Here is a 23324-nt window from a genome sequence, read left to right as displayed (position 1 = left end):
ATTTATAACCTGATAAATGAAAAAAGCCAGACCGAAGCCTGGCTTTTTACTGTAACCGTGAGACTTAAGCCTCTTCAGCTACTACTGCTGTTTCTTCAACTTCGGGGCGATCCACCAACTCAACCAATGCCATAGGTGCATTGTCGCCGTGACGGAAGCCAAACTTCAAAATACGAAGGTAGCCACCTGGACGTGTTGCGTAACGTGGGCCGAGTTCTGTGAAGAGCTTGGCTACGATATCGCGATCACGTGTGCGATTGAATGCCAAGCGACGGTTTGCTAAGTTGTCTTTTTTACCCAAGGTAATCAAAGGCTCAACAACCATACGCAATTCTTTGGCTTTTGGCAAAGTCGTTTTAATGACTTCGTGCTCCAAAAGTGAATTGGACATGTTGCGCAGCATCGCCAAGCGATGTGATGATGTTCTGTTTAGTTTGCGTAAGCCGTTTCCGTGACGCATGATGCTTCCTTTCTAATTATTTCTCGAGGTTAGCTGGAGGCCAGCTTTCGAGTTTCATGCCAAGACTTAAGCCACGAGCCGCCAATACATCTTTGATTTCATTCAAAGATTTACGACCTAGATTAGGCGTCTTCAACAATTCATTCTCTGTACGTTGAATCAAGTCACCGATGTAGTAAATGTTCTCAGCCTTCAAGCAGTTTGCAGAGCGAACTGTCAACTCGAGGTCATCTACCGGACGCATCAACATTGGATCAACCATTGAAGAGCGGCTTGGTGCTAAATCACCAGAAACTTCGCTGCTTTCGAGGGCTGCGAATACAACTAACTGATCAACCAAGATGCTAGCTGCTTGACGAATTGCTTCTTCAGGAGACAACACACCGTTTGTTTCGATGGTCATTACGAGACGATCGAGGTCGGTACGTTGCTCAACACGAGCAGATTCAACAGCGTAGCTAACACGACTTACCGGGCTGAATGAAGCATCCAACACGATACGGCCAATGATCTTAGTAGCTTCGTCGTTGTATTGACGTACGTTACCCGGAACATAGCCACGACCTTTTTCAACCTTGATCTGCATATCCAACTTGCCACCAGCAGACAAGTGAGCGATCACGTGATCAGGGTTCATGATTTCTACATCATGTGGCAAATCGATATCTTTTGCAGTAACAACGCCTGGGCCTTCTTTACGCAAATTGATAGTAACTTCGTCACGTGACTGCAACTTAAATACGATACCTTTGAGGTTCAACAAGAGATTTACTACGTCCTCTTGAACTCCATCTAATGTGGAGTACTCATGAACAACACCTGCAATAGCTACTTCAGTTGGTGCATAACCAACCATCGAGGACAAAAGTACACGACGTAATGCATTTCCGAGTGTGTGGCCATAGCCACGCTCGAACGGCTCCATAACAACCTTAGCTTGGTTGGCGGTAAGCGCTTCAACAGAAATAATCTTTGGCTTGAGCAAATTTGTTTGCATATTTTTTCCTTGAGAGTGCCTAATTAGCGTGAATACAATTCGACGATCAAACTTTCATTAATTTCACCGCTAATATCTTCGCGGTCAGGCACTTGCTTAAATGTTCCCTCGAGCTTGGCTGCGTCAACTGAAACCCAAGTAACAGCTGCCATTTGCCCAACCAAATTGAGTGATTCTGTAATACGCGCTTGCTTCTTCGCTTTTTCACGAATAGCAACAACATCACCAGGCTTAACCTGAATAGATGGAATATTGACAGGGCTACCATTGAGCAAAATTGCGCAATGAGAAACCAACTGACGTGCTTCAGCGCGTGTTGAACCAAAGCCCATGCGATAAACCACGTTGTCGAGACGTGACTCAAGCAACTGGAGCAATGTTTCACCAGTGTTGCCCTTACGACGCTCAGCTTCTGCGAAGTAACGACGGAATTGACGCTCTAATACGCCATAGATACGCTTAACCTTTTGCTTTTCACGCAATTGATTACCGTAATCAGATGTTCTTGAGCCAGATGTACGACCATGTTGACCAGGCTTAGTATCTAACTTGCACTTGTCTGACAGGGCGCGACGTGCGCTCTTTAAAAATAAGTCGGTACCTTCCCGACGTGCTAATTTGGCCTTAGGCCCTAAGTAACGTGCCACGATGCTTTCCTTTCTTTGCCGCAGTCTTGCGACCGGCGGTGAGTTCGCCCTTTAAATCAGGCGAACAGTGGGCTTTAATAAAAAACTACTGAAACTGTTGTACTGCCAACTTCCAAGCTTAAATACGACGACGCTTTGGAGGACGGCAACCATTATGTGGAACTGGGGTTACGTCTTGAATCTCAGTGATCTTGATGCCCAATGAGTTCAATGCACGCACTGCTGATTCACGACCTGGGCCTGGGCCTTTGATCTGAACTTCCAAGTTCTTGATGCCGCATTCAATGGCTGTCTTACCAGCAACTTCTGCAGCTACCTGAGCAGCAAAAGGTGTTGATTTACGTGAGCCTTTGAAGCCCTGGCCGCCAGAAGTTGCCCATGAAAGCGCATTTCCTTGACGATCAGTGATCGTAATAATGGTGTTGTTAAAAGAAGCGTGAACGTGTGCAATACCGTCAGCAACGTTCTTTTTAACCTTCTTACGAGCGCGCTGTGAAGCGGCGGAAGCGGATTGTTGTTTTGCCATGTCAATAAACTTTCTTGATTATTTCTTCAGTTGCACGCCAGACTTACGTGGGCCCTTACGGGTGCGCGCGTTAGTCTTAGTACGTTGACCACGTACAGGCAAGCCCTTACGATGACGAACACCGCGGTAGCAACCTAAGTCCATCAAACGCTTGATGCTCATAGTTACTTCACGACGAAGGTCACCTTCAGTAATGAATTTACCCACTTCATCACGCAACTTTTCCAAGTCACCGTCAGTAAGGTCTTTAACTTTTTTGTCGATTGCAACACCTGTAGTTTCACAAATTTTGCGTGCACGAGTTGTGCCAATGCCAAAAATTGCTGTTAAACCGATAACAGTATGTTGATGATTTGGGATGTTTACCCCAGCGATACGTGCCATGAGATTTCCTCTTAATTAACCAGATCAGCCTTGACGCTGCTTATGACGTGCGTCTGAAGAACAGATCACGCGCACAACGCGTTTGCGCTTAATGATCTTGCAATTTCTGCAAATACACTTAACGGATGCTAAAACTTTCATAACTCACCTCTTAAAAATAGGTACTACTTAATCTTTACTTCGCACGGAAAATGATTCTGGCGCGCGTCAGGTCGTAAGGAGTCATCTCCACCGTCACCTTATCTCCCGGCAAAATACGGATGTAATGCATCCGCATCTTTCCAGAAATGTGCCCTAGAACCACATGTCCGTTTTCCAGCTTCACGCGAAACATCGCGTTCGGCAAATTCTCTACAACTTCTCCCGCCATCTGAATTACATCGTCTTTAGACATTCAGTTAAGCGCCCATCTTAAAGTTGGCTTTTTTCATCAAAGAGCCGTACTGCTGTTGCATAACAAATGACTGAACTTGAGCCATGAAATCCATTGCAACAACAACAATAATCAACAATGAAGTACCACCGAAATAAAACGGCACGTTGTACTTCAACACCAAGAATTCTGGCAACAAGCAAACCAGAACCATATAAATTGCACCAGCTAAAGTTAAACGCACCAAGATCTTGTCGATGTAACGTGCTGTTTGGTCGCCAGGACGAATACCTGGAACAAATGCGCCGCTCTTCTTCAAATTCTCAGCTGTTTCACGGCTGTTAAATACCAATGCGGTATAGAAAAAACAGAAGAAAATAATCGCAGCTGCATACAAAATCGTATACACAGGTTGGCCTGGTGCCAAAGTTGCAGCCAAGTCTTTAATCATTCTGCTGAACATATTGGTTGGCTCGCCTGATGTGAACCAGCCAGCAATCGTTGCAGGGAACAAAATGATTGAAGAAGCAAAAATTGGAGGAATAACACCTGCCATATTCAACTTCAATGGGAAATAAGAAGACTGGCCGCCGTAAATCTTGTTACCAACTTGACGCTTTGCATAGTTCACCAAGATGCGGCGCTGACCGCGCTCGACAAACACCACAAAATAAGTCACTGCCACACAAATTACAACGATCAGCAGTGCAGAAACAATATTCATTGAGCCAGTACGAACCAACTCTAATAAGCTTGCTAAAGCATTTGGCAGACCTGAAACAATGCCACCGAAAATAATAATAGAAATGCCGTTGCCCAAACCGCGCTCAGTAATTTGCTCACCGAGCCACATTAAGAACATTGTGCCGGTTACTAAAGTCACTACAGTATTCAATTCAAACATCAAACCTGGGTTAATAACCAAACCCGGTTGTGCTTGCAAGGCAACAGAAATACCTAATGCCTGGAATGTAGCCAATAACACTGTGCCGTAGCGGGTGTACTGGGTAATCTTACGTTGACCAGCTTGACCTTCTTTTTTCAAAGCCTCTAAAGAAGGTACAACAATAGTCATTAACTGCATGATGATCGATGCAGAAATGTAAGGCATGATTCCTAAAGCAAATACGGTGAAGCGAGATAAAGCGCCACCTGAGAATAGATTGAACATTCCCAAGATACCGTCTTTTTGACCAGAAAACAGCTGTGCCAATTGGTCTGGATCAATGCCAGGAACGGGAATGTGCGCACCCAAACGGAACACGAGCAAAGCCAACACCAGGAAGACTAAGCGTTGGCGTAATTCGCCAAACTTGCCACCTGCTGCTGCAGTGCTTGCGTTATTGGTAGGTGCTAATGCCATATTTACTAAAAGGCCTATTAAGCTAACTCAACCAATTTGCCGCCAGCTGCTTCAATAGCAGCTTTCGCGCCAGCAGTAGCTGTAATGCCCTTGAGGGTTACAGCAATTTTGAGTTCGCCAGTCTTGATCACCTTAACTGCATTGATCTGCTCACCAGCAAAGCCGTGAGCCTTCAATACCAAGAGGTCCACTTCTGGCAAGTTGATTTTTGCTAAGTCGTTCAAAGTAATTTGGCCAACGTGACGACGTGTCAAAGATACGAAACCGCGTTTTGGCAAACGACGATACATAGGCATCTGACCGCCTTCAAATCCAACCTTGTGGAAACCACCAGAACGGGATTTTTGACCTTTGTGACCACGGCCAGCAGTTTTACCAAGACCAGAACCAATGCCGCGACCAACGCGACGACGGTTTTTCTTAGAGCCTTCTGCAGGTTTAATTGTGTTGAGTTGCATATTCTTCGCCTATTTACTTGCTAGTTATTAGCCAATGACTTTAACTAGATAAGAAACTTTATTAATCATGCCGCGAACAGCTGGAGTGTCTTCCAATTCAGAAACTGAATTGATACGACCTAGGCCTAAGCCACGTACAGTTGCACGATGGCTTTCGCGTGTACCGATCAAGCTGCGTACTAATTGCAGTTTGACTTTGGAGTTAGATGTTGTCATTTATAGATTCCTAATCTTTTGGTCTTAGCCGAGAATCTCTTCAACTGACTTACCGCGCTTCGCAGCAATCTCAGCAGGAGTACTCATCTTGCTCAAACCGTCAATGGTTGCACGAACCAAGTTGTATGGGTTTGTTGAGCCAAGTGACTTAGCTACCACGTTAGTTACGCCCATTACGTCGAAAATCGCGCGCATTGGGCCGCCAGCAATAATTCCAGTACCGTCTTTAGCTGGAGAAATCAAAACGCGTGACGCGCCATGTTGACCAGTAACAGTGTGCTGCAAAGTACCTTTACGTAAAGTAACTTTGATCATCTTGCGACGAGCTTCGTCCATTGCCTTTTGAACAGCAACCGGAACTTCTTTTGACTTACCTTTACCCATGCCGATGCGGCCATCGCCATCGCCAACTACAGTGAGTGCAGCGAAGCCGAGAATACGACCACCCTTAACCACTTTAGTTACACGATTAACAGCGATCATCTTCTCGCGAAGACCATCATCACGCTCTTCGTTTTGCATCTTAGTTTGCATTTTTGCCATGTTTTTTCCTAAACCCTATTAGAACTTCAGGCCGGCTTCACGCGCAGCTTCAGCTAAGGCCTTAATACGGCCGTGGTAACGATGACCGGAGCGATCAAACGCAACATCAACAACGCCTGCCTTAACAGCACGCTCAGCAACTAACTTGCCGATTTGTTTTGCCGCTTCAGCGTTGCCGCCGTTTTTGATCGCTTGGCGCAAATCTTTTTCCATTGTTGAAGCAGCTGCTACAACCTTGGTTCCGCATGGGCTATAAACCTGAGCAGAAATATGAGTATTGCTACGGATAACTGTTAAGCGATTTGCCAATGCCTCGGCAATGCGAATACGAGTCTGCCTAGCGCGTCTTTGTCTGGATTCGTCTTTATTCATTTTCTAATCTCGCTTACTTCTTCTTAGTTTCTTTCAGATGCACAACCTCATCCACGTAGCGAACACCCTTGCCTTTGTATGGCTCTGGTGAACGGTATGCGCGAACTTCAGCTGCGACCTGGCCAACTTGCTGCTTGTTGGAACCTTTGATAATGATTTCAGTTTGAGTTGGAGTCTCAGCCTTCACACCCTTTGGCAGGTTGTAAATAATGTCGTGTGAGAAACCTAACTGCAATTTCAATGTTTCGCCTTGAGCAGCAGCACGGTAACCAACGCCTACCAAGCTAAGCTTGCGCTCAAAGCCAGTAGTCACGCCAACAACCATGTTGTTCACTAAAGCGCGTGCTGTACCTGACTGTGCACCAGCTTCTGGTGTGTCGTTATTTAAAACAACTGTCAATACGCCATCTTCTTGTTTCAAACCAACAGAAGGATGCAAGTTATGTGTCAAAGTGCCTAATGGACCCTTAACTGTGATGTTTGCACCGTTGATGCTGATTTCAGCGCCTTTAGGAACTGTAATTGGTGATTTACCTACGCGGGACATATTTCGCTCCTTAAGCTACGTAGCAAATAACTTCGCCGCCCACGCCTGTTGCACGTGCTTTACGGTCTGTCATTACGCCTTGAGGGGTTGAAATAATTGCAATGCCCAAGCCATTCATTACTTCTGGAATGTCATGACGGCCTTTATAGATACGCAGACTTGGTGTAGATACACGGTCGATACGCTCGATAACAGGACGGCCTGCATAGTATTTGAGATCAATGTGGAGCACTGGCTTAGCTGCTTCACCTTTGATTTCGAAACTTTCGATATAGCCTTCATCTTGCAAAACTTTTGCGATGGCTACTTTAACTTTTGACGACGGCATCAAGACTACGGGTTTCTGCACTGCTTGCGCATTGCGGATCCTTGTCAACATGTCGGCGATTGGATCGCTGATACTCATGAGTTCTCCTAATTCTTTCGCCGCTTACCAGCTGGCCTTGGTTAAACCGGGGATTTCGCCACGGAAGGCGATTTCACGAATCTTGCTACGAGCCAATCCGAATTTACGGAATGTGCCACGTGGGCGACCGGTTAATGAACAACGATTTCTTTGACGAATCGGGCTTGCATTACGTGGAAGTGCCTGTAGCTTCAAGCGAGCTTCATAGCGCTCTTCATCGCTGCGTGATTGATCAGCAATGATCGCTTTGAGTTCAGCACGCTTGGCAGCGTACTTCTCTACAGTTTTTGCGCGCTTATTCTCGCGCTCAATCAGGGATAGTTTTGCCACGTTAGCCTCTTAATTGCGGAAAGGGAATTTGAATGCTGCCAACAAAGCTTTTGCTTCTTCGTCGGTTTTAGCAGTCGTCGTAATACTGATATTGAGACCACGGAGGGCATCAATCTTGTCGTATTCGATTTCAGGGAAAATGATCTGTTCTTTAACGCCGATGTTGTAGTTACCACGGCCATCAAATGCTTTACCAGAAATACCGCGGAAGTCGCGTACGCGTGGCAATGCAACAGTAACGAAACGATCCAAGAATTCGTACATGCGTGCACCACGCAATGTCACCATGGCACCGATTGGATAGCCTTGACGAATCTTGAAACCTGCAATCGCTTTTTTCGCTTTAGTTACCACTGGCTTTTGACCAGCAACTTTAGTTAAATCGCCAACTGCATTTTCGATAATTTTCTTGTCGTTCACTGCATCGCCTAAACCCATGTTGAGGGTTACCTTAGTGATACGTGGAACTTCCATTACAGACTTGTAACCAAACTTGGCAATCAAATCTGCAACTACTTTAGCTTGATAGTGTTCTTGAAAACGTGTGCTCATAATTTCTCCGTGCCCCTTATGCGCTTAAAGTTGCGCCAGTGGTTTTGAGGAAACGTTGCTTTTTACCGTCCACGAGTTTGATACCAACACGTGATGGTTTGCCGTTACCGTCAACCACAGCCACATTAGAAATGTGAACAGGCATCGTCTTGTCAATCATGCCGCCAGTAACACCGGCTGCTGGATTTGGCTTAACGCTCTTTTTATAAATGTTTACGCCTTCGATCACTAATTTGTTCTCGAGAACGGCTGTAACAGTTCCTTGCTTGCCCTTATCGCGGCCAGTCAACAGAACTACGGAATCACCTTTACGAATCTTTTTCATATCAGCCTCTTAAATAACTTCGGGGGCGAGAGAAACGATCTTCATGAACTTTTCAGTACGCAACTCGCGCGTCACTGGTCCAAAGATACGTGTGCCAATTGGCTCTAACTTTGCGTTGAGCAATACCGCAGCGTTGCCATCGAACTTAATCAATGAACCATCTGGACGGCGAACACCCTTAGCAGTTCTCACTACTACGGCGTTATAAATGTCACCTTTTTTTACACGGCCACGTGGAGCAGCGGACTTTACAGTCACTTTAATGACATCACCGATACTGGCGTAACGACGCTTAGAGCCGCCCAATACCTTGATGCACAACACTTCACTGGCGCCTGTGTTATCGGCAACCTGTAATCTACTTTCGGTTTGTATCATTTCTAATCCCCAACTTATTGGCCAAAGGCAAACAGTCTTGGTTCCGTCTATGGGCTTTAACGAAAGCTAAAACCCGGAATTAATGAAAAACACTGCTTCTCCAATAAAACCAGAGAAGCCTTCTATTCTACTACGTAAAACAGGGATTTGGGAAGAAACTTCGCCAAAATCCCTAATATTTCTTTAAATACCCTTTGAAGCCTCAACTAAACGGGTCACAACCCAAGATTTAGTGCGTGAAATTGGCTTAGATTCAGCTATTTCAACGGTATCACCCATCTTGTATGTGCCAGCTTCGTCATGAGCGTGGTACTTTTTGGACTGGCCAACGTACTTACCAATCACTGGATGCTTAACTTGACGCTCAACCAACACCGTCACAGTTTTTTGCATTTTGTCGCTAACAACGCGTCCCACGAGGGTACGGCGCAAGGGTTTAGATAATTCTGTCATATCCCTTTTTCCTTATTTCTGTGCAGTCTTTTGGGCGATAAAAGTCTTCACACGAGCGATGTCGCGCTTATTTTTACCCAATTGGCTGGTATTTGTGAGTTGCTGAGTGCCTTTTTGCATGCGTAGCTTGAAGCCGGTCTTAAGCAACTCGGTCAACTCTGCATTTAAAGCGTTCAGATCTTTTGATGCTAATTCTGTATTTTTCATAATCTCTATCCCGATCAACCTAAGTGGCGAATCACGAAAGTGGTCTGTAAAGGCAACTTAGCAGCAGCAAGCTTGAAAGCTTCGCGCGCCAATTGCTCATCAACACCGTCCATCTCGTAGAGCACTTTGCCTGGTTGAATTTCAGCTACGTAGTACTCTGGGTTACCTTTACCGTTACCCATACGTACTTCAGCAGGTTTTTGTGAAATTGGCTTATCTGGGAAAATGCGAATCCAAATACGGCCACCACGTTTAATGTGACGAGTCATTGCACGACGTGCTGACTCGATTTGACGAGCAGTCAAACGACCACGGCCAACGGCCTTCAATCCAAAGTCACCAAAGGCTACAGAACTACCACGTGTTGCCACGCCAGTGTTACGGCCTTTTTGTTCCTTACGATACTTGCGACGCTTTGGTTGTAGCATGCTTACTCTCCTGACTTCTGCGTATCTGCGGCAGGTGTTTCAACCTTACGCACACGCTTTACTGCTGGTTTAGCAGCAACTAATGGCTTGTCTGTGCCAGCAGCTGGTTTACGAGCAGCTGTCTTGCTTGGAGCACGACGAGTTTTCTTTTCTTCGGCAGCTGGTTCAGCAGATGGAGCAGCTACTTGAGCTTCTGCACCACGACCCAATGTGTCGCCTTTGTATACCCAAACTTTTACACCGATGATGCCGTATGTAGTTTCAGCTTCGGAGGTTGCGTAATCGATATCCGCCTTCAATGTATGAAGTGGAACGCGACCTTCACGGTACCATTCGCGACGAGCAATCTCAGCACCATTCAAACGGCCTGATGACATGATCTTGATGCCTTGTGCACCAAGACGCATTGCATTTTGCATTGCACGCTTCATAGCACGGCGGAACATAATGCGCTTCTCTAACTGTTGAGTAATAGAGTCAGCGATCAATTGCGCATCCACTTCAGGCTTACGAATTTCTTCGATGTTCACGTGAACTGGAACGCCCATGCGCTTTTGTAATTCGCGGCGGAGCACTTCAATATCTTCGCCTTTTTTACCGATTACAACGCCTGGACGTGAGCTATAGATAGTGATACGTGCGTTCTTTGCAGGACGCTCAATCACTACTTTGCTTACGGACGCATTCTTCAACTTCTTCTTAAGATAGATTCGGACATCAACGTCCTCTTTCAACATCTTTGCGAAGTCAGTATTGTTTGCATACCAACGTGATGTCCAATTCTTCGTTACCGCGAGTCGGAATCCGGTTGGGTTTATCTTTTGTCCCATATCTTTCCTTAGTTACTCAAGGTCACGCTAATGTGACAAGTTTGTTTTTCAATTTGATTGCCACGACCCTTAGCGCGTGCGGTAAAGCGCTTCAATGAAGTGCCTTTATCAACAATAATTGCTGAAACCTTGAGCTCATCAATGTCAGCACCTTTATTGTGTTCAGCGTTGGCCACTGCGGACTCAACAACTTTCTTCACAATGAAGGCAGCTTTCTTGGGGCTGAAGTTCAAAATGTTTAATGCGCGAGCAATCGGCAAACCACGAATTTGGTCGGCGACCAAACGTGTCTTTTGCGCAGAAATGCGGGCACCCTTGTGAATAGCTTTAACTTCCATCATCATCCCCTTACTTCTTCGTTACTTTCTTGTCAGCAGCGTGACCTTTGAAAGTACGGGTCAAGGCAAATTCGCCTAACTTATGACCCACCATGTTTTCTGATACATATACCGGAACGTGTTGACGACCGTTATGTACAGCAATCGTCAGACCAATAAAGTCTGGGAGAATTGTTGAACGGCGTGACCAAGTTTTGATCGGCTTTTTGTCTTTGTTGGCTTGTGCAACTTCAACTTTTTTTACTAAGCTGGCGTCGCAGAATGGGCCTTTTTTAGCTGAACGTGTCATATCTATTTATCCTTATCGCTTAACGTTTTTGACGACGTTGAACGATCATCGAAGTTGTACGCTTATTGCGACGTGTGCGATAACCTTTGGTTGGAGTGCCCCATGGAGATACAGGTACACGGCCTTCGCCAGTTCTACCTTCACCACCACCGTGTGGGTGATCTACTGGGTTCATTGCCACACCGCGAACGGTTGGGCGAATACCACGCCAGCGATTTGCACCTGCTTTACCAATTTGACGCAAGCTATGCTCTTCGTTGCCAACTTCACCAATGGTGGCGCGGCACTCAATCAGAACACGGCGAACTTCACCGGAGCGCAAACGCACTTGAGCGTATACGCCTTCACGAGCTAACAATACTGCTGAACCACCAGCTGAACGTGCAACTTGTGCACCTTTGCCTGGCATGATTTCTACACAGTGAATAGTGCTACCAACTGGAATATTGCGAATCGGCAAGTTGTTGCCAGATTTGATTGGGGCTTCAGAGCCACTCATCAACGCCTGACCGACAGTCATGCCTTTTGCAGCCAGAATATAGCGACGCTCACCATCAGCAAACAAAATCAATGCAATATTTGCACTGCGGTTTGGATCGTATTCCAAGCGTTCAACTTTTGCTGGAATGCCATCTTTGTCGTTGCGTTTGAAATCAACAACACGATAGTGATGCTTATGTCCACCACCCTTATGACGGGTAGTGATGTGACCATTATTGTTACGACCCGCTTTTTGGAATTGTGGCTCCACCAACGCTGCAAAAGGTTTACCTTTATGCAGGTCAGGATTTACCACCTTGACCATTGAACGACGACCTGGTGAGGTCGGTTTTGTCTTCATCAAAGGCATGATTAATTCGCCTCCGCTTCAAAGTTAATTTCTTGACCTGGCTTCAAGCTTACGTAGGCCTTCTTAGTGTGGTCACGACGACCTTCAAAACGGCCATAGCGCTTTGGCTTACCCTTTTGATTTACGATTTGAACTGAGTCAACTTGCACCTTAAAGAGCAACTCAACTGCCTGTTTGACATCGCTCTTATTTGCGTCGCGAGCTACTTGGAAAACTACTTGTTCGTTTTTCTCTGCAACCATAGTGGCTTTTTCAGAGATAACCGGTCCAAGCAGAACCCTCATCAGGTTGTGATCATTTTTACGGACTTGGCTCATTTCAGCAACTCCTCAATTTTTGCGATCGCAGCTTTGCTTACCAATACTTTTTTGTATTGAACCAAAGCTAATGGATCAGCGTGCTGTGGCTCACATACAGCAACTTTATGCAAGTTACGTGATGCCAAGTACAAGTTCTCGCTAACCTGATCAACAATAATCAAGACTGAATCCAAGCCCATTGCTTTAACTTTGTCAGCTAAAACTTTAGTCTTTGGAGCGTCAAGAGAAAATTGATCAACAACATTCAAACGACCTTCGCGAGCTAACTGAGACAAAATTGATCTCATACCAGCGCGGTACATTTTCTTGTTTACTTTCTGGCTGAAATTCTCTTCTGGAGAATTTGGGAATATACGACCACCTCCACGCCACAGCGGGGAAGAGCTCATACCAGCACGTGCACGACCAGTACCTTTTTGACGCCAAGGTTTCTTAGTTGTGTGCTTTACTTGCTCACGGTCTTTTTGTGCACGGTTACCGCTTCGTGCATTTGCTTGGTAAGCCACTACAACTTGGTGTACCAATGCTTCGTTATATTCACGTTCGAATACTTCTGGTGAAGCTTGTACGCCTGCACCTAAAGTACCGTTGTCTTGGAGAAGCTTAAGTTCCATATTCGCTCTCCTTATTTCTTCTTCAACGGTGTTTTAACCGCTGGAGTAACAATAACTTTACCGCCTGGGGCACCTGGAATAGCGCCTTTAACCATGATGAGATTGCGTTCTGCATCAATGCGTGCGATGACTAAATTTTGAACTGTACGTGTAACATCACCCAAGTGACCGGTCATACGCTTACCAGGGAAAACACGACCTGGATCTTGCGCCATACCGATTGAGCCTGGTACGTTATGTGAACGTGAGTTACCGTGGGATGCGCGACCAGAAGCGAAGTGATAACGCTTGATGGTACCTGCGTAGCCCTTACCGATAGACACGCCTTGTACGTCCACTTTTTGACCAGCAGTAAATGCAGTGTCAGCAGGAATTACTTGTCCTGGTGTCATTTCTGCGATTTTTGCTGCGTCTAATTGGAATTCGTTGAGACCGTTACCAGCCATCACACCAGCTTTGGCGAAGTGACCAGCCATTGCTTTAGTAACGCGAGTAGCTCTACGTGTGCCATGTGCCAACTGGATAGCATCATAGCCATCAGTTGCCTGGGTCTTGATTTGAGCGATTCTGTTGTCGCTCACGTCAATTACGGTTACAGGGATTGAATCCCCTTCGTCCGTAAATAGACGGGTCATGCCGACCTTGCGGCCGATTAAGCCTAAGCTCATATTCATGCTCCACGCCGACTTCGATTGGTCGGCAAAATTAATTTAAGTGATTTACAAGTAAAAGTACTTCTAAATCAATAACTTACAACGTTTTTGATGCTGATAAAACTAAGATTTTCGCTCAAATAATTGAGCGAAGCCTTAGATTCTATCCCGAAATACCGATCTTGACAAGCAAAAAGACCGGAAACAACAAATTACTGCAACTTAATTTCGACGTCCACACCTGCTGGGAGGTCTAATTTCATCAAAGCATCTACAGTTTTCTCTGTAGGATCAACGATATCCATCAAACGGAGGTGGGTACGGATCTCTAATTGATCACGAGATGTCTTGTTCACGTGTGGTGAACGCAAGATATCAAAGCGCTCAATACGAGTTGGCAAAGGTACTGGACCCTTAACAACTGCACCAGTACGCTTAGCTGTATCAACGATTTCAGCTGCAGACTGGTCGATTAAACGGTAATCAAATGCTTTAAGGCGAATACGAATTTTTTGGTTTTGCATATTAATTCCAAAGAGCGTTGTGGTGCTGCCACGTTATACATCTAAAGAGCACGGTGACATCAGCAGCACTGATGTCACCGGTTAGCAAACCGCTAAATATTTATTACTAGTAAAAACTTAAGCCAAAATCTTTGCAACCACGCCGGCGCCAACAGTACGGCCACCTTCACGGATCGCAAAACGTAAACCTTCTTCCATCGCGATAGGAGCGATGAGTTTTACGGTAATTGTTACGTTATCACCAGGCATTACCATTTCTTTGTCTTTTGGCAACTCGATTGAACCAGTTACGTCCGTAGTGCGGAAGTAAAACTGTGGACGATAGTTGTTAAAGAATGGAGTATGACGACCACCTTCGTCTTTACCCAAGATGTAAACCTCGGCTGTAAAGTGAGTATGTGGGGTGATTGAACCTGGCTTAGCCAATACTTGGCCGCGCTCAACTTCTTCACGTTTTGTACCGCGTAACAAGATACCAACGTTATCGCCTGCTTGACCTTGGTCGAGCAATTTGCGGAACATTTCAACACCAGTACAAGTGGTCTTGAGTGTTGGTTTGATACCGATGATTTCGATCTCTTCACCAACCTTAACGATACCGCGCTCGATACGGCCTGTAACAACAGTACCGCGACCGGAGATAGAGAACACGTCTTCTACTGGCATCAAGAACGCGCCGTCAACAGCACGCTCTGGAGTTGGGATGTAGGTGTCTAATGCTTCAGCCAATTTCATGATGGCTTCTTTACCCAATGGGCCTTCGTCGCCTTCGAGCGCTAACTTAGCAGAACCTTGGATGATTGGTGTGTCATCGCCAGGGAAGTTGTACTTAGACAGAAGCTCACGAACTTCCATTTCAACTAACTCGAGCAATTCAGCGTCATCAACCATGTCGCACTTGTTCAAGAACACTACGATGTAAGGAACGCCCACTTGGCGTGCCAAGAGGATGTGCTCACGAGTTTGTGGCATTGGGCCGTCAGCAGCAGAGCAAACTAAAATTGCGCCGTCCATCTGAGCAGCACCAGTAATCATGTTCTTAACGTAGTCAGCATGTCCTGGGCAATCGACGTGAGCATAGTGACGGTTAGCTGTCTCATACTCAACGTGCGCAGTATTAATCGTAATACCACGTGCTTTTTCTTCTGGAGCAGCATCGATCTGATCGTATGCTTTCGCTTCGCCACCGAATGCTTTAGAAAGCACGGTTGCGATTGCTGCTGTCAATGTGGTTTTACCGTGGTCAACGTGACCGATGGTGCCTACGTTTACGTGCGGTTTTGTCCGCTCGAACTTTTCTTTTGCCATTTTTGTCTGCCTTCTTTAGCTAGTCAATATTCAAAATTAATGTGGATAAATTACTTCGCTTTAGCAGCCATAACTGCTTCAGCAACGTTCTTCGGTGCTTCGGAATAATGCTTAAATTCCATGGTGTAGGTAGCGCGACCTTGGGTCAACGAGCGCAAGCCAGTTGAGTAACCAAACATCTCTGCCAACGGCACTTCAGCGCGAACGATCTTACCGCCGCCTGGAATGTCATCCATACCTTGCAAAATACCGCGACGGGATGAGAGGTCACCCATTACGTTACCCATGAAATCTTCTGGTGTTTCTACTTCAACAGCCATCATCGGTTCAAGCAACACAGGGGCCGCTTTACGCATACCGTCCTTGAACGCCATAGAACCCGCCATCTTAAATGCGTTTTCATTGGAGTCAACGTCATGGTATGAACCGAAGAACAATGTTGCTTTGATATCAACAACTGGATAGCCAGCCAAAATACCGGAGTTCAATGTTTCGATGATGCCTTTTTCTACTGCAGGAATGTATTCACGTGGAACTACACCGCCCTTAATAGCGTCAACGAATTCAAAACCTTTTCCTGGGGCTTGTGGCTCTAACTTCAATACCACGTGTCCGTATTGACCGCGGCCACCAGACTGCTTAACGAATTTACCTTCGATCTCTTCGCAAACTTTACGAATCGTTTCACGGTACGCAACTTGTGGCTTACCAACAGTTGCTTCAACACCGAATTCACGCTTCATACGGTCAACTAAAATTTCCAAGTGGAGCTCGCCCATACCGGAAATAATTGTTTGGCCTGATTCTTCGTCAGTCTTCACGCGGAAAGAAGGATCTTCTTGTGCCAAGCGATTCAAGGCAAGACCCATTTTTTCTTGGTCAGCTTTTGTCTTAGGCTCAACAGCTTGAGAGATCACTGGCTCTGGGAATACCATGCGCTCCAAAATAACGATGCTATCTGGATCACACAATGTTTCACCTGTGGTTGCGTCTTTCAAACCAACCGCAGCTGCGATATCGCCAGCGAATACTTCTTTAATTTCTTCACGTTCGTTTGCATGCATCTGCAACAAACGACCAACACGTTCTTTCTTGCCCTTAATTGGGTTGTAGATTGTGTCGCCAGATTTCATTACACCTGAGTAAACACGGAAGAAGATGAGCTGACCAACGAATGGGTCAGTCATGATCTTAAATGCCAATGCTGAGAACTTAGCACTATCAGACGCTTCACGTGTTGTAGGTGTGCCGTCTTCCAATTCACATGGAACTGGTGGAACGTCTAATGGGGATGGCAACAACTCAACAACTGCATCCAACATTGCCTGAACGCCTTTGTTCTTAAACGCTGTTCCACACAACATTGGAACGATTTCGTTAGCGATAGTACGTTGACGCAATGCTGCTTTGATTTCTTCTTCGGTCAAACCTTCGCCGCCGAGGTATTTTTCCATCAACTCTTCTGAGCTTTCAGCAGCAGCTTCGAGCATCTTCTCGCGCCACTCTTCAGCAGAAGCTTGCAATTCAGCAGGGATCTCTTCGTAAGTAAATTTAGTACCTTGTGAAGCCTCATCCCAATAGATGGCCTTCATTTTCACCAAATCCACAACGCCTTTGAAGTTTTCTTCAGCGCCAATTGGAATTTGGATCAAGATTGGATTCGCTTTAAGGCGAGTTCTCATTTGGTCGTAGACCTTGAAGAAATTCGCACCAGTACGGTCCATCTTGTTTACGAATGCTAAACGTGGAACTTGATACTTGTTAGCTTGACGCCAAACAGTTTCAGATTGTGGCTGTACACCACCTACCGCACAGTAAACCATGCAAGCGCCGTCCAAAACACGCATTGAACGCTCAACTTCAATAGTGAAGTCTACGTGTCCTGGGGTATCAATAATATTGATACGGTGCTCTGGGAAATTACCAGCCATACCCTTCCAGAACGTTGTAGTAGCAGCAGAAGTAATCGTGATACCACGCTCTTGCTCTTGCTCCATCCAGTCCATGGTTGCAGCGCCATCATGCACTTCACCGATCTTGTGGTTAACACCGGTGTAGAACAAAACGCGTTCTGTAGTTGTTGTCTTACCTGCGTCAATGTGCGCAGAAATACCGATATTGCGGTATTTGTCGATAGGGGTTTTACGTGCCACTGTTGGTGCCTTTTCTTTACTATTTGATTAGAAGCGGAAATGTGAGAAAGCTTTGTTAGCTTCTGCCATACGGTGAACTTCTTCACGCTTCTTCATTGCTCCGCCGCGACCTTCTGCAGCTTCTAATAATTCATTGGCCAAACGTTGAGCCATGGATTTCTCACCGCGCTTTTTAGCGGCTTCGCGCACCCAGCGCATTGCCAAAGCAGAACGGCGTGATGGGCGAACTTCAACAGGAACCTGATAGTTAGCACCACCAACACGACGGCTCTTCACCTCAACCATTGGCTTAACGTTGCCCATAGCTGTTGAGAAAACTTCGAGTGGTTCTTTGTTTGCTTTTTTCTCGATGTGGTCAAAGGCACCGTAAACGATACGCTCTGCAACCGATTTCTTGCCGTCCAACATGAGGACGTTCATGAATTTAGCTACTTCTACATTACCGAATTTTGGATCCGGCAAAATTTCCCGTTTGGGAACTTCACGACGACGTGGCATAACTACTCCTTCAGTTCAGTTAGGGATGATTCACATGAACCATCCACTCCGGTTGCCCTACTATCTAAGAAGATTCCTAGACGGAACAACCACTTACTTGTCTTTAAAGTCTGACAAACGAAGACTTACTACAAATACTTCAGCAAAAATCTATTGAAAGATTAAGCAGATTTCTTAGCGCGCTTAGCACCGTACTTGGAACGTGATTGCTTACGGTCTTTAACACCTTGCAAGTCAAGTGAGCCACGAACGATGTGGTAACGAACACCTGGCAAATCCTTTACACGACCACCACGAATCAACACTACTGAGTGTTCCTGGAGGTTATGGCCTTCACCGCCAATGTATGAAATCACTTCAAAACCATTGGTTAAGCGAACTTTGGCTACTTTACGAAGCGCAGAGTTAGGCTTTTTAGGAGTAGTGGTGTACACACGTGTACAAACACCACGGCGCTGCGGACTGTTTTCCAGTGCAGGGCTCTTGCTTTTAACGATAAGCCTGGATCTTGGCTTGCGTATTAATTGATTAATTGTTGGCATAAAATAGCTCGGTTAGTACTTCTTTGTTGCTTTCTTCAAGAAAATCAATGACTTAGAGAATTTCTAGGTCAAAAAGACCCTCTTCTGAATCAGTAGAACTCAGCATTCTAGCTTGGCCAGCCTTTTCCGTCAACCAAATGGGGAAAAAACTGGCCATTTCTGGCCAGAATTACCAAATTAGCTTGGATCAGCCTCCCCAGCAGGAGCAACGACTTCAGCCTCGATTTCTACAGGCATATTGGCCATTGCTTCCTCTTCGGCGGCAATCATTTGAGCGCGATCTCGCTCGAATTGCTCTCTGACCTTGCGTGCACGGCGATAAGACAAGCCGGTACCAGCAGGGATCAGACGACCAATAATGACGTTTTCCTTGAGGCCACGGAGTGTATCGGTCTTGCCCATAATTGCGGCTTCGGTCAATACACGGGTGGTTTCTTGGAAAGAAGCCGCTGAAATGAAGCTGTCGGTCGACAAGGATGCCTTAGTAATACCTAGCAACACGTTATCGAACTGAGCTGGGTGCTTACCTTGGGCGATCACTGCATCGTTAGCGTCATACAACTTAGAACGCTCAACTTGCTCACCAGTGATGAATGATGTGTCGCCTGGATCAGTTACCTGAACACGACGCAACATCTGACGCACGATAACTTCAATGTGCTTGTCATTGATCTTCACACCCTGGAGACGGTAAACGTCTTGAACTTCGTCAACGATGTAGATTGCCAACTCTTCGATACCTTTGAGAGTCAAGATGTCGTGTGGATCAGCAGGGCCTTCCACAATCATCTCGCCCTTGTTCACAACTTGACCGTCGTGAACGAGAACTTGTTTCTCTTTAGGAATCAAGAATTCATTAGCTTCACCGTCCATATCGGTAATCACCAAACGTTGTTTACCTTTGGTTTCTTTACCGAAGGAAACTGTTCCAGTAACTTTCGCCAATACAGCTGCATCTTTTGGTGAACGTGCTTCGAACAATTCTGCAACGCGTGGCAAACCACCGGTAATGTCGCGAGTCTTCTGTGATTCGATTGGAATACGTGCCAATACTTCACCGACTTCAACCTTCTGACCATCTTTAACGGTAATCAAAGCGCCTACCTGGAGGCCAATGTTTACTGGATGATCAGTACCAGCGATCATGACTTCATTGCCCTTTTCATCAACCAAGTTGATCATTGGGCGAACGCCTTTGCTTGCCGCTGAACGACGCTTACCGTCAATCACCACCAAAGTGGAAAGACCGGTAACTTCGTCAACCTGCTTAGCAACAGTTACACCTTCTTCGACGTTGTCGAAGCGAGCGATACCAGCGTACTCAGAAATAATCGGGCGTGTTAATGGATCCCAAGTTGCTAAGCTTGCGCCAGCCTTAACAGCCGCATCTTCTTTCAACAAGAGAGTTGCGCCGTAAGGAACTTTATGACGCTCGCGCTCGCGACCATTCTCATCAACGATCAAGGCTTCGCCAGAACGTGAAATCACGATCTGTTCACCCTTCGCGTTCTTCACAACACGCATCGTGCCGGAGAACTTCAAAGCACCGTTAGATTTGGCTTCAATATTGCTTGCAACCAAGGCGCGTGACGCTGCACCACCGATGTGGAAGGTACGCATAGTCAACTGTGTGCCTGGCTCACCGATCGACTGAGCAGCGATAACACCAACTGCCTCACCAACGTTAACCAAACCACCGCGACCTAGATCACGTCCGTAGCACTTAGCGCACAAGCCAAAGCGAGTTAAGCAAGACAATACTGTGCGAACTTTAACTTCGTCGATGCCTAATGCAACGATTTGATCAACGTGATCTTCATCAAGCAATGTATCGTTAGGAACGATCACTTCTTGTGTGTCAGGGTGAACGATGTCACCGATACATACACGACCCAAAATACGGTCACGTAATGCTTCGATAATCTCGCCGCCTTCAACAAGCGCCTTCATCGTTACGCCAGTAGTCGCGCCGCAATCCTCTTCGATCACCACGAGATCTTGAGTAACGTCGCACAAACGACGTGTCAAGTAACCAGAGTTCGCTGTCTTCAATGCTGTATCAGCCAGACCTTTACGAGCACCGTGGGTTGAGATGAAGTACTGCAACACGTTCAAGCCTTCACGGAAGTTCGCAGTAATTGGGGTTTCAATGATGGAGCCATCAGGCTTAGCCATCAAACCACGCATACCAGCTAACTGACGAATCTGCGCTGCAGATCCACGCGCACCAGAATCCGCCATCATGTAGATGGAGTTAAAGGATTCTTGACGAACAGTCTTACCGTTGCGGTCGAGTACGTCAACGTGTGACAACTCATCCATCATCGCCTTACCAACTTGGTCGCCTGCGGCACCCCAAATATCAACCACGTTGTTATAACGTTCTTGATTGGTTACGAGACCTGACATGAACTGCTTGTCATACTCTTTAACCTTGGCAGAAGCTTCGGTGATGATGCGCTCTTTAGATGTTGGGATCAACATATCGTCGATCGCAACAGAGATACCAGCATTGGTTGCCAAACGGAAACCAGACTGCAAGAGACGGTCTGCAAAAATGACTGTTTCACGCAAACCGCACTTACGGAATGATGTGTTGATCAAACGTGAGATTTCTTTTTTCTTTAAAGGCTTGTTGATTTCCTCGAAAGACATACCTTTAGGCAAAATCTCAGACAAGATTGCACGGCCAACTGATGTTTGATAGATCTTGGTCTTCTCAGCAAAACGCGCATCGCCTTCTGCCTTCTTATCCACGATCTCATACTCAGTAATACGCACAGCAACACGAGAAGCCAATTCAACTTGACCTGCTTCGTATGCACGTACTACTTCAGTAATGTTGGCGAAAACCATGCCTTCGCCCTTACCGTTGATCTTGTCACGTGTAGCGTAGTACAGACCCAACACCACGTCCTGTGAAGGAACGATTGATGGTTCGCCGTTAGCTGGGAACAATACGTTGTTCGAAGCCAACATCAATGTACGTGCTTCCATTTGCGCTTCGAGCGACAAAGGAACGTGAACCGCCATTTGGTCACCGTCAAAGTCGGCGTTAAATGCCGCGCAGACTAATGGGTGCAATTGGATTGCTTTACCTTCAATCAGCATTGGCTCGAAGGCCTGAATACCGAGACGGTGCAATGTAGGCGCACGGTTCAACATGATTGGATGTTCACGAATCACTTCTTCGAGAATGTCCCAAACGATTGGAGTCTGGCTTTCAACTTCTTTCTTCGCAGCCTTGATAGTGGTTGCAATTCCCAAAGTCTCAAGCTTGTTAAAAATGAATGGCTTGAATAATTCCAAGGCCATCAATTTTGGTAAGCCGCACTGATGCAATTTCAATGTAGGTCCAACCACGATGACTGAACGACCTGAGTAGTCAACACGTTTACCCAACAAGTTTTGACGGAAACGACCGCTCTTACCTTTAATCATCTCAGCCAAGGACTTGAGAGGACGCTTATTAGCGCCAGTCATAGCCTTACCGCGACGACCGTTGTCGAGCAATGAGTCAACCGCTTCTTGCAACATACGTTTTTCGTTACGAACGATGATCTCTGGGGCGCGCAACTCTAACAAACGCTTTAAACGGTTATTACGGTTAATCACGCGACGATAAAGGTCGTTCAAATCGGAGGTAGCAAAGCGACCGCCATCCAATGGCACCAATGGGCGCAATTCAGGTGGCAATACTGGCAATACTTCCATGATCATCCAGTCAGGCTTAATACCTGAAGTCTGGAACGCCTCGAGCACTTTTAAGCGCTTAGCGTATTTCTTGATCTTGGCATCGCTACCAGTAGCTTTCAAGTCAGCACGAATGGTCTCTACTTCACGATCGATGTCAATCGAACGCAAGAGATCACGAATACCTTCCGCGCCCATGATGGCAGTGAACGCACCGTCACCATACTCTTCAGTCTTAGCAATGTACTCGTCTTCAGACATGATCTGACCGCGCTTCATCGCGCCTTCAGGAGTCATGCCAGGATCAACTACTACATATGCTTCAAAGTAGAGAACGCGCTCGATATCACGCAATGTCATATCGAGAACCATGCCCAAACGGGATGGCAGGGACTTCAAGAACCAGATGTGCGCTACAGGGGCTGCCAATTCAATGTGGCCCATGCGCTCACGACGAACCTTAGCGAGAGTAACTTCAACGCCGCACTTCTCGCAGATTACGCCACGGAACTTTAAGCGCTTGTACTTACCGCATAAGCACTCGTAGTCTTTGGTTGGTCCAAAAATCTTGGCGCAGAACAAACCATCACGCTCGGGCTTAAAAGTCCGGTAGTTGATGGTTTCTGGTTTGCGTACTTCACCAAAAGACCATGAGCGAATTTTCTCAGGAGATGCGAGACCAATTTTGATGACATCAAACTGCTCTTCGCCCTGCGTTTGCTTAAATAAATCGAGCAATGCTTTCAT

34 protein-coding genes are annotated in these 23324 nt (G+C 46.2%); all 34 read right to left on the bottom strand.

Features of this window, described 5'->3' with window-relative positions:
• Positions 1-64: 64 nt before the first annotated feature.
• The 34 genes from rplQ to rpoC all read right to left on the bottom strand — a co-directional run bounded on the left by rplQ (position 65) and on the right by rpoC (position 23324).
• Positions 65-460 carry a 50S ribosomal protein L17 gene (rplQ, locus tag ICN23_RS04680; RefSeq protein ID WP_087908811.1) on the bottom strand — a complete coding sequence of 132 codons (396 nt, stop codon included), beginning with the start codon at positions 458-460 and terminating at the stop codon, positions 65-67.
• Between the two features lie 16 nt (positions 461-476).
• Entirely contained in the window at positions 477-1457 is a 981-nt protein-coding gene (rpoA, locus tag ICN23_RS04675) for a DNA-directed RNA polymerase subunit alpha (RefSeq protein WP_068320137.1), read from the bottom strand.
• A gap of 23 nt (positions 1458-1480) precedes the next feature.
• Entirely contained in the window at positions 1481-2104 is a 624-nt protein-coding gene (gene rpsD / locus ICN23_RS04670) for a 30S ribosomal protein S4 (protein ID WP_011901924.1), read from the bottom strand.
• 118 nt (positions 2105-2222) lie between these two features.
• A complete protein-coding gene (gene rpsK / locus ICN23_RS04665; RefSeq protein WP_015420254.1) occupies positions 2223-2630 on the bottom strand; it encodes a 30S ribosomal protein S11 in 408 nt (135 codons plus the stop codon).
• 18 nt (positions 2631-2648) lie between these two features.
• Positions 2649-3014 carry a 30S ribosomal protein S13 gene (gene rpsM, locus ICN23_RS04660; RefSeq protein WP_015420253.1) on the bottom strand — a complete coding sequence of 122 codons (366 nt, stop codon included), beginning with the start codon at positions 3012-3014 and terminating at the stop codon, positions 2649-2651.
• A gap of 24 nt (positions 3015-3038) precedes the next feature.
• The gene (gene rpmJ / locus ICN23_RS04655; RefSeq protein WP_012357167.1) at positions 3039-3155 is read right to left on the bottom strand and encodes a 50S ribosomal protein L36; all 117 of its coding nucleotides are present in this window, start codon (positions 3153-3155) and stop codon (positions 3039-3041) included.
• Positions 3156-3189: 34 nt separating this feature from the next.
• Positions 3190-3408, bottom strand: a complete 219-nt coding sequence (infA, locus tag ICN23_RS04650) for a translation initiation factor IF-1 (RefSeq protein WP_068320132.1) — start codon at positions 3406-3408, stop codon at positions 3190-3192.
• 4 nt (positions 3409-3412) lie between these two features.
• Entirely contained in the window at positions 3413-4750 is a 1338-nt protein-coding gene (gene secY, locus ICN23_RS04645; protein WP_216231089.1) for a preprotein translocase subunit SecY, read from the bottom strand.
• A gap of 17 nt (positions 4751-4767) precedes the next feature.
• Positions 4768-5208 carry a 50S ribosomal protein L15 gene (gene rplO / locus ICN23_RS04640; RefSeq protein WP_068320126.1) on the bottom strand — a complete coding sequence of 147 codons (441 nt, stop codon included), beginning with the start codon at positions 5206-5208 and terminating at the stop codon, positions 4768-4770.
• A gap of 27 nt (positions 5209-5235) precedes the next feature.
• Entirely contained in the window at positions 5236-5424 is a 189-nt protein-coding gene (gene rpmD, locus ICN23_RS04635) for a 50S ribosomal protein L30 (RefSeq protein WP_015420249.1), read from the bottom strand.
• Between the two features lie 24 nt (positions 5425-5448).
• Positions 5449-5967: a 30S ribosomal protein S5 gene (gene rpsE, locus ICN23_RS04630; RefSeq protein WP_011901917.1), complete on the bottom strand. Its 519-nt coding sequence runs from the start codon at positions 5965-5967 to the stop codon at positions 5449-5451.
• 18 nt (positions 5968-5985) lie between these two features.
• Positions 5986-6339, bottom strand: a complete 354-nt coding sequence (gene rplR / locus ICN23_RS04625; protein ID WP_215360615.1) for a 50S ribosomal protein L18 — start codon at positions 6337-6339, stop codon at positions 5986-5988.
• 13 nt (positions 6340-6352) lie between these two features.
• Complete coding sequence (rplF, locus tag ICN23_RS04620) at positions 6353-6886, bottom strand: 50S ribosomal protein L6 (RefSeq protein WP_216231088.1); 534 nt, start codon at positions 6884-6886, stop codon at positions 6353-6355.
• A gap of 10 nt (positions 6887-6896) precedes the next feature.
• Positions 6897-7292, bottom strand: a complete 396-nt coding sequence (gene rpsH / locus ICN23_RS04615; protein ID WP_011901914.1) for a 30S ribosomal protein S8 — start codon at positions 7290-7292, stop codon at positions 6897-6899.
• A 24-nt stretch (positions 7293-7316) separates the two neighbouring features.
• The gene (gene rpsN / locus ICN23_RS04610; RefSeq protein ID WP_071464445.1) at positions 7317-7622 is read right to left on the bottom strand and encodes a 30S ribosomal protein S14; all 306 of its coding nucleotides are present in this window, start codon (positions 7620-7622) and stop codon (positions 7317-7319) included.
• Positions 7623-7631: 9 nt separating this feature from the next.
• Positions 7632-8174, bottom strand: a complete 543-nt coding sequence (rplE, locus tag ICN23_RS04605; protein WP_046329383.1) for a 50S ribosomal protein L5 — start codon at positions 8172-8174, stop codon at positions 7632-7634.
• Positions 8175-8190: 16 nt separating this feature from the next.
• On the bottom strand, positions 8191-8499 hold the full coding sequence (rplX, locus tag ICN23_RS04600) for a 50S ribosomal protein L24 (protein ID WP_011901911.1): 309 nt from the start codon (positions 8497-8499) through the stop codon (positions 8191-8193).
• 9 nt (positions 8500-8508) lie between these two features.
• Complete coding sequence (rplN, locus tag ICN23_RS04595; RefSeq protein WP_015420241.1) at positions 8509-8877, bottom strand: 50S ribosomal protein L14; 369 nt, start codon at positions 8875-8877, stop codon at positions 8509-8511.
• A 183-nt stretch (positions 8878-9060) separates the two neighbouring features.
• The gene (gene rpsQ / locus ICN23_RS04590; RefSeq protein WP_011901909.1) at positions 9061-9330 is read right to left on the bottom strand and encodes a 30S ribosomal protein S17; all 270 of its coding nucleotides are present in this window, start codon (positions 9328-9330) and stop codon (positions 9061-9063) included.
• A gap of 12 nt (positions 9331-9342) precedes the next feature.
• Complete coding sequence (gene rpmC, locus ICN23_RS04585; protein ID WP_068320118.1) at positions 9343-9537, bottom strand: 50S ribosomal protein L29; 195 nt, start codon at positions 9535-9537, stop codon at positions 9343-9345.
• Between the two features lie 14 nt (positions 9538-9551).
• On the bottom strand, positions 9552-9965 hold the full coding sequence (gene rplP / locus ICN23_RS04580; protein ID WP_011901907.1) for a 50S ribosomal protein L16: 414 nt from the start codon (positions 9963-9965) through the stop codon (positions 9552-9554).
• A 2-nt stretch (positions 9966-9967) separates the two neighbouring features.
• Complete coding sequence (gene rpsC / locus ICN23_RS04575) at positions 9968-10795, bottom strand: 30S ribosomal protein S3 (RefSeq protein WP_072582068.1); 828 nt, start codon at positions 10793-10795, stop codon at positions 9968-9970.
• A gap of 8 nt (positions 10796-10803) precedes the next feature.
• On the bottom strand, positions 10804-11136 hold the full coding sequence (rplV, locus tag ICN23_RS04570; protein ID WP_198929325.1) for a 50S ribosomal protein L22: 333 nt from the start codon (positions 11134-11136) through the stop codon (positions 10804-10806).
• A 7-nt stretch (positions 11137-11143) separates the two neighbouring features.
• On the bottom strand, positions 11144-11422 hold the full coding sequence (rpsS, locus tag ICN23_RS04565; protein WP_011901904.1) for a 30S ribosomal protein S19: 279 nt from the start codon (positions 11420-11422) through the stop codon (positions 11144-11146).
• A 19-nt stretch (positions 11423-11441) separates the two neighbouring features.
• Positions 11442-12272 (bottom strand): 50S ribosomal protein L2, encoded by an 831-nt coding sequence (gene rplB, locus ICN23_RS04560; protein WP_216231087.1) that lies wholly within the window; start codon positions 12270-12272, stop codon positions 11442-11444.
• A gap of 2 nt (positions 12273-12274) precedes the next feature.
• Entirely contained in the window at positions 12275-12589 is a 315-nt protein-coding gene (gene rplW / locus ICN23_RS04555) for a 50S ribosomal protein L23 (RefSeq protein ID WP_068320111.1), read from the bottom strand.
• Complete coding sequence (gene rplD / locus ICN23_RS04550; RefSeq protein ID WP_011901901.1) at positions 12586-13206, bottom strand: 50S ribosomal protein L4; 621 nt, start codon at positions 13204-13206, stop codon at positions 12586-12588. The genes rplW and rplD overlap by 4 nt, the downstream gene beginning before the upstream one ends.
• An 11-nt stretch (positions 13207-13217) precedes the next feature.
• Positions 13218-13874 (bottom strand): 50S ribosomal protein L3, encoded by a 657-nt coding sequence (gene rplC / locus ICN23_RS04545; protein ID WP_011901900.1) that lies wholly within the window; start codon positions 13872-13874, stop codon positions 13218-13220.
• Positions 13875-14071: 197 nt separating this feature from the next.
• Positions 14072-14383, bottom strand: a complete 312-nt coding sequence (gene rpsJ, locus ICN23_RS04540; protein ID WP_011901899.1) for a 30S ribosomal protein S10 — start codon at positions 14381-14383, stop codon at positions 14072-14074.
• A 117-nt stretch (positions 14384-14500) separates the two neighbouring features.
• Positions 14501-15691, bottom strand: a complete 1191-nt coding sequence (gene tuf, locus ICN23_RS04535) for an elongation factor Tu (protein ID WP_071464430.1) — start codon at positions 15689-15691, stop codon at positions 14501-14503.
• A 50-nt stretch (positions 15692-15741) separates the two neighbouring features.
• A complete protein-coding gene (gene fusA / locus ICN23_RS04530; protein ID WP_215360611.1) occupies positions 15742-17844 on the bottom strand; it encodes an elongation factor G in 2103 nt (700 codons plus the stop codon).
• 27 nt (positions 17845-17871) lie between these two features.
• Complete coding sequence (gene rpsG / locus ICN23_RS04525; RefSeq protein ID WP_015420229.1) at positions 17872-18342, bottom strand: 30S ribosomal protein S7; 471 nt, start codon at positions 18340-18342, stop codon at positions 17872-17874.
• Between the two features lie 161 nt (positions 18343-18503).
• Positions 18504-18884 (bottom strand): 30S ribosomal protein S12, encoded by a 381-nt coding sequence (gene rpsL / locus ICN23_RS04520; protein ID WP_072582063.1) that lies wholly within the window; start codon positions 18882-18884, stop codon positions 18504-18506.
• Positions 18885-19061: 177 nt separating this feature from the next.
• The gene (rpoC, locus tag ICN23_RS04515) at positions 19062-23324 is read right to left on the bottom strand and encodes a DNA-directed RNA polymerase subunit beta' (RefSeq protein WP_215360610.1); all 4263 of its coding nucleotides are present in this window, start codon (positions 23322-23324) and stop codon (positions 19062-19064) included.

Origin of the sequence: Polynucleobacter sp. MWH-Jannik1A5 (assembly GCF_018881795.1) — a bacterium.
Lineage (GTDB): Bacteria > Pseudomonadota > Gammaproteobacteria > Burkholderiales > Burkholderiaceae > Polynucleobacter.
This window is presented reverse-complemented; position numbering and strand designations above follow the sequence as displayed.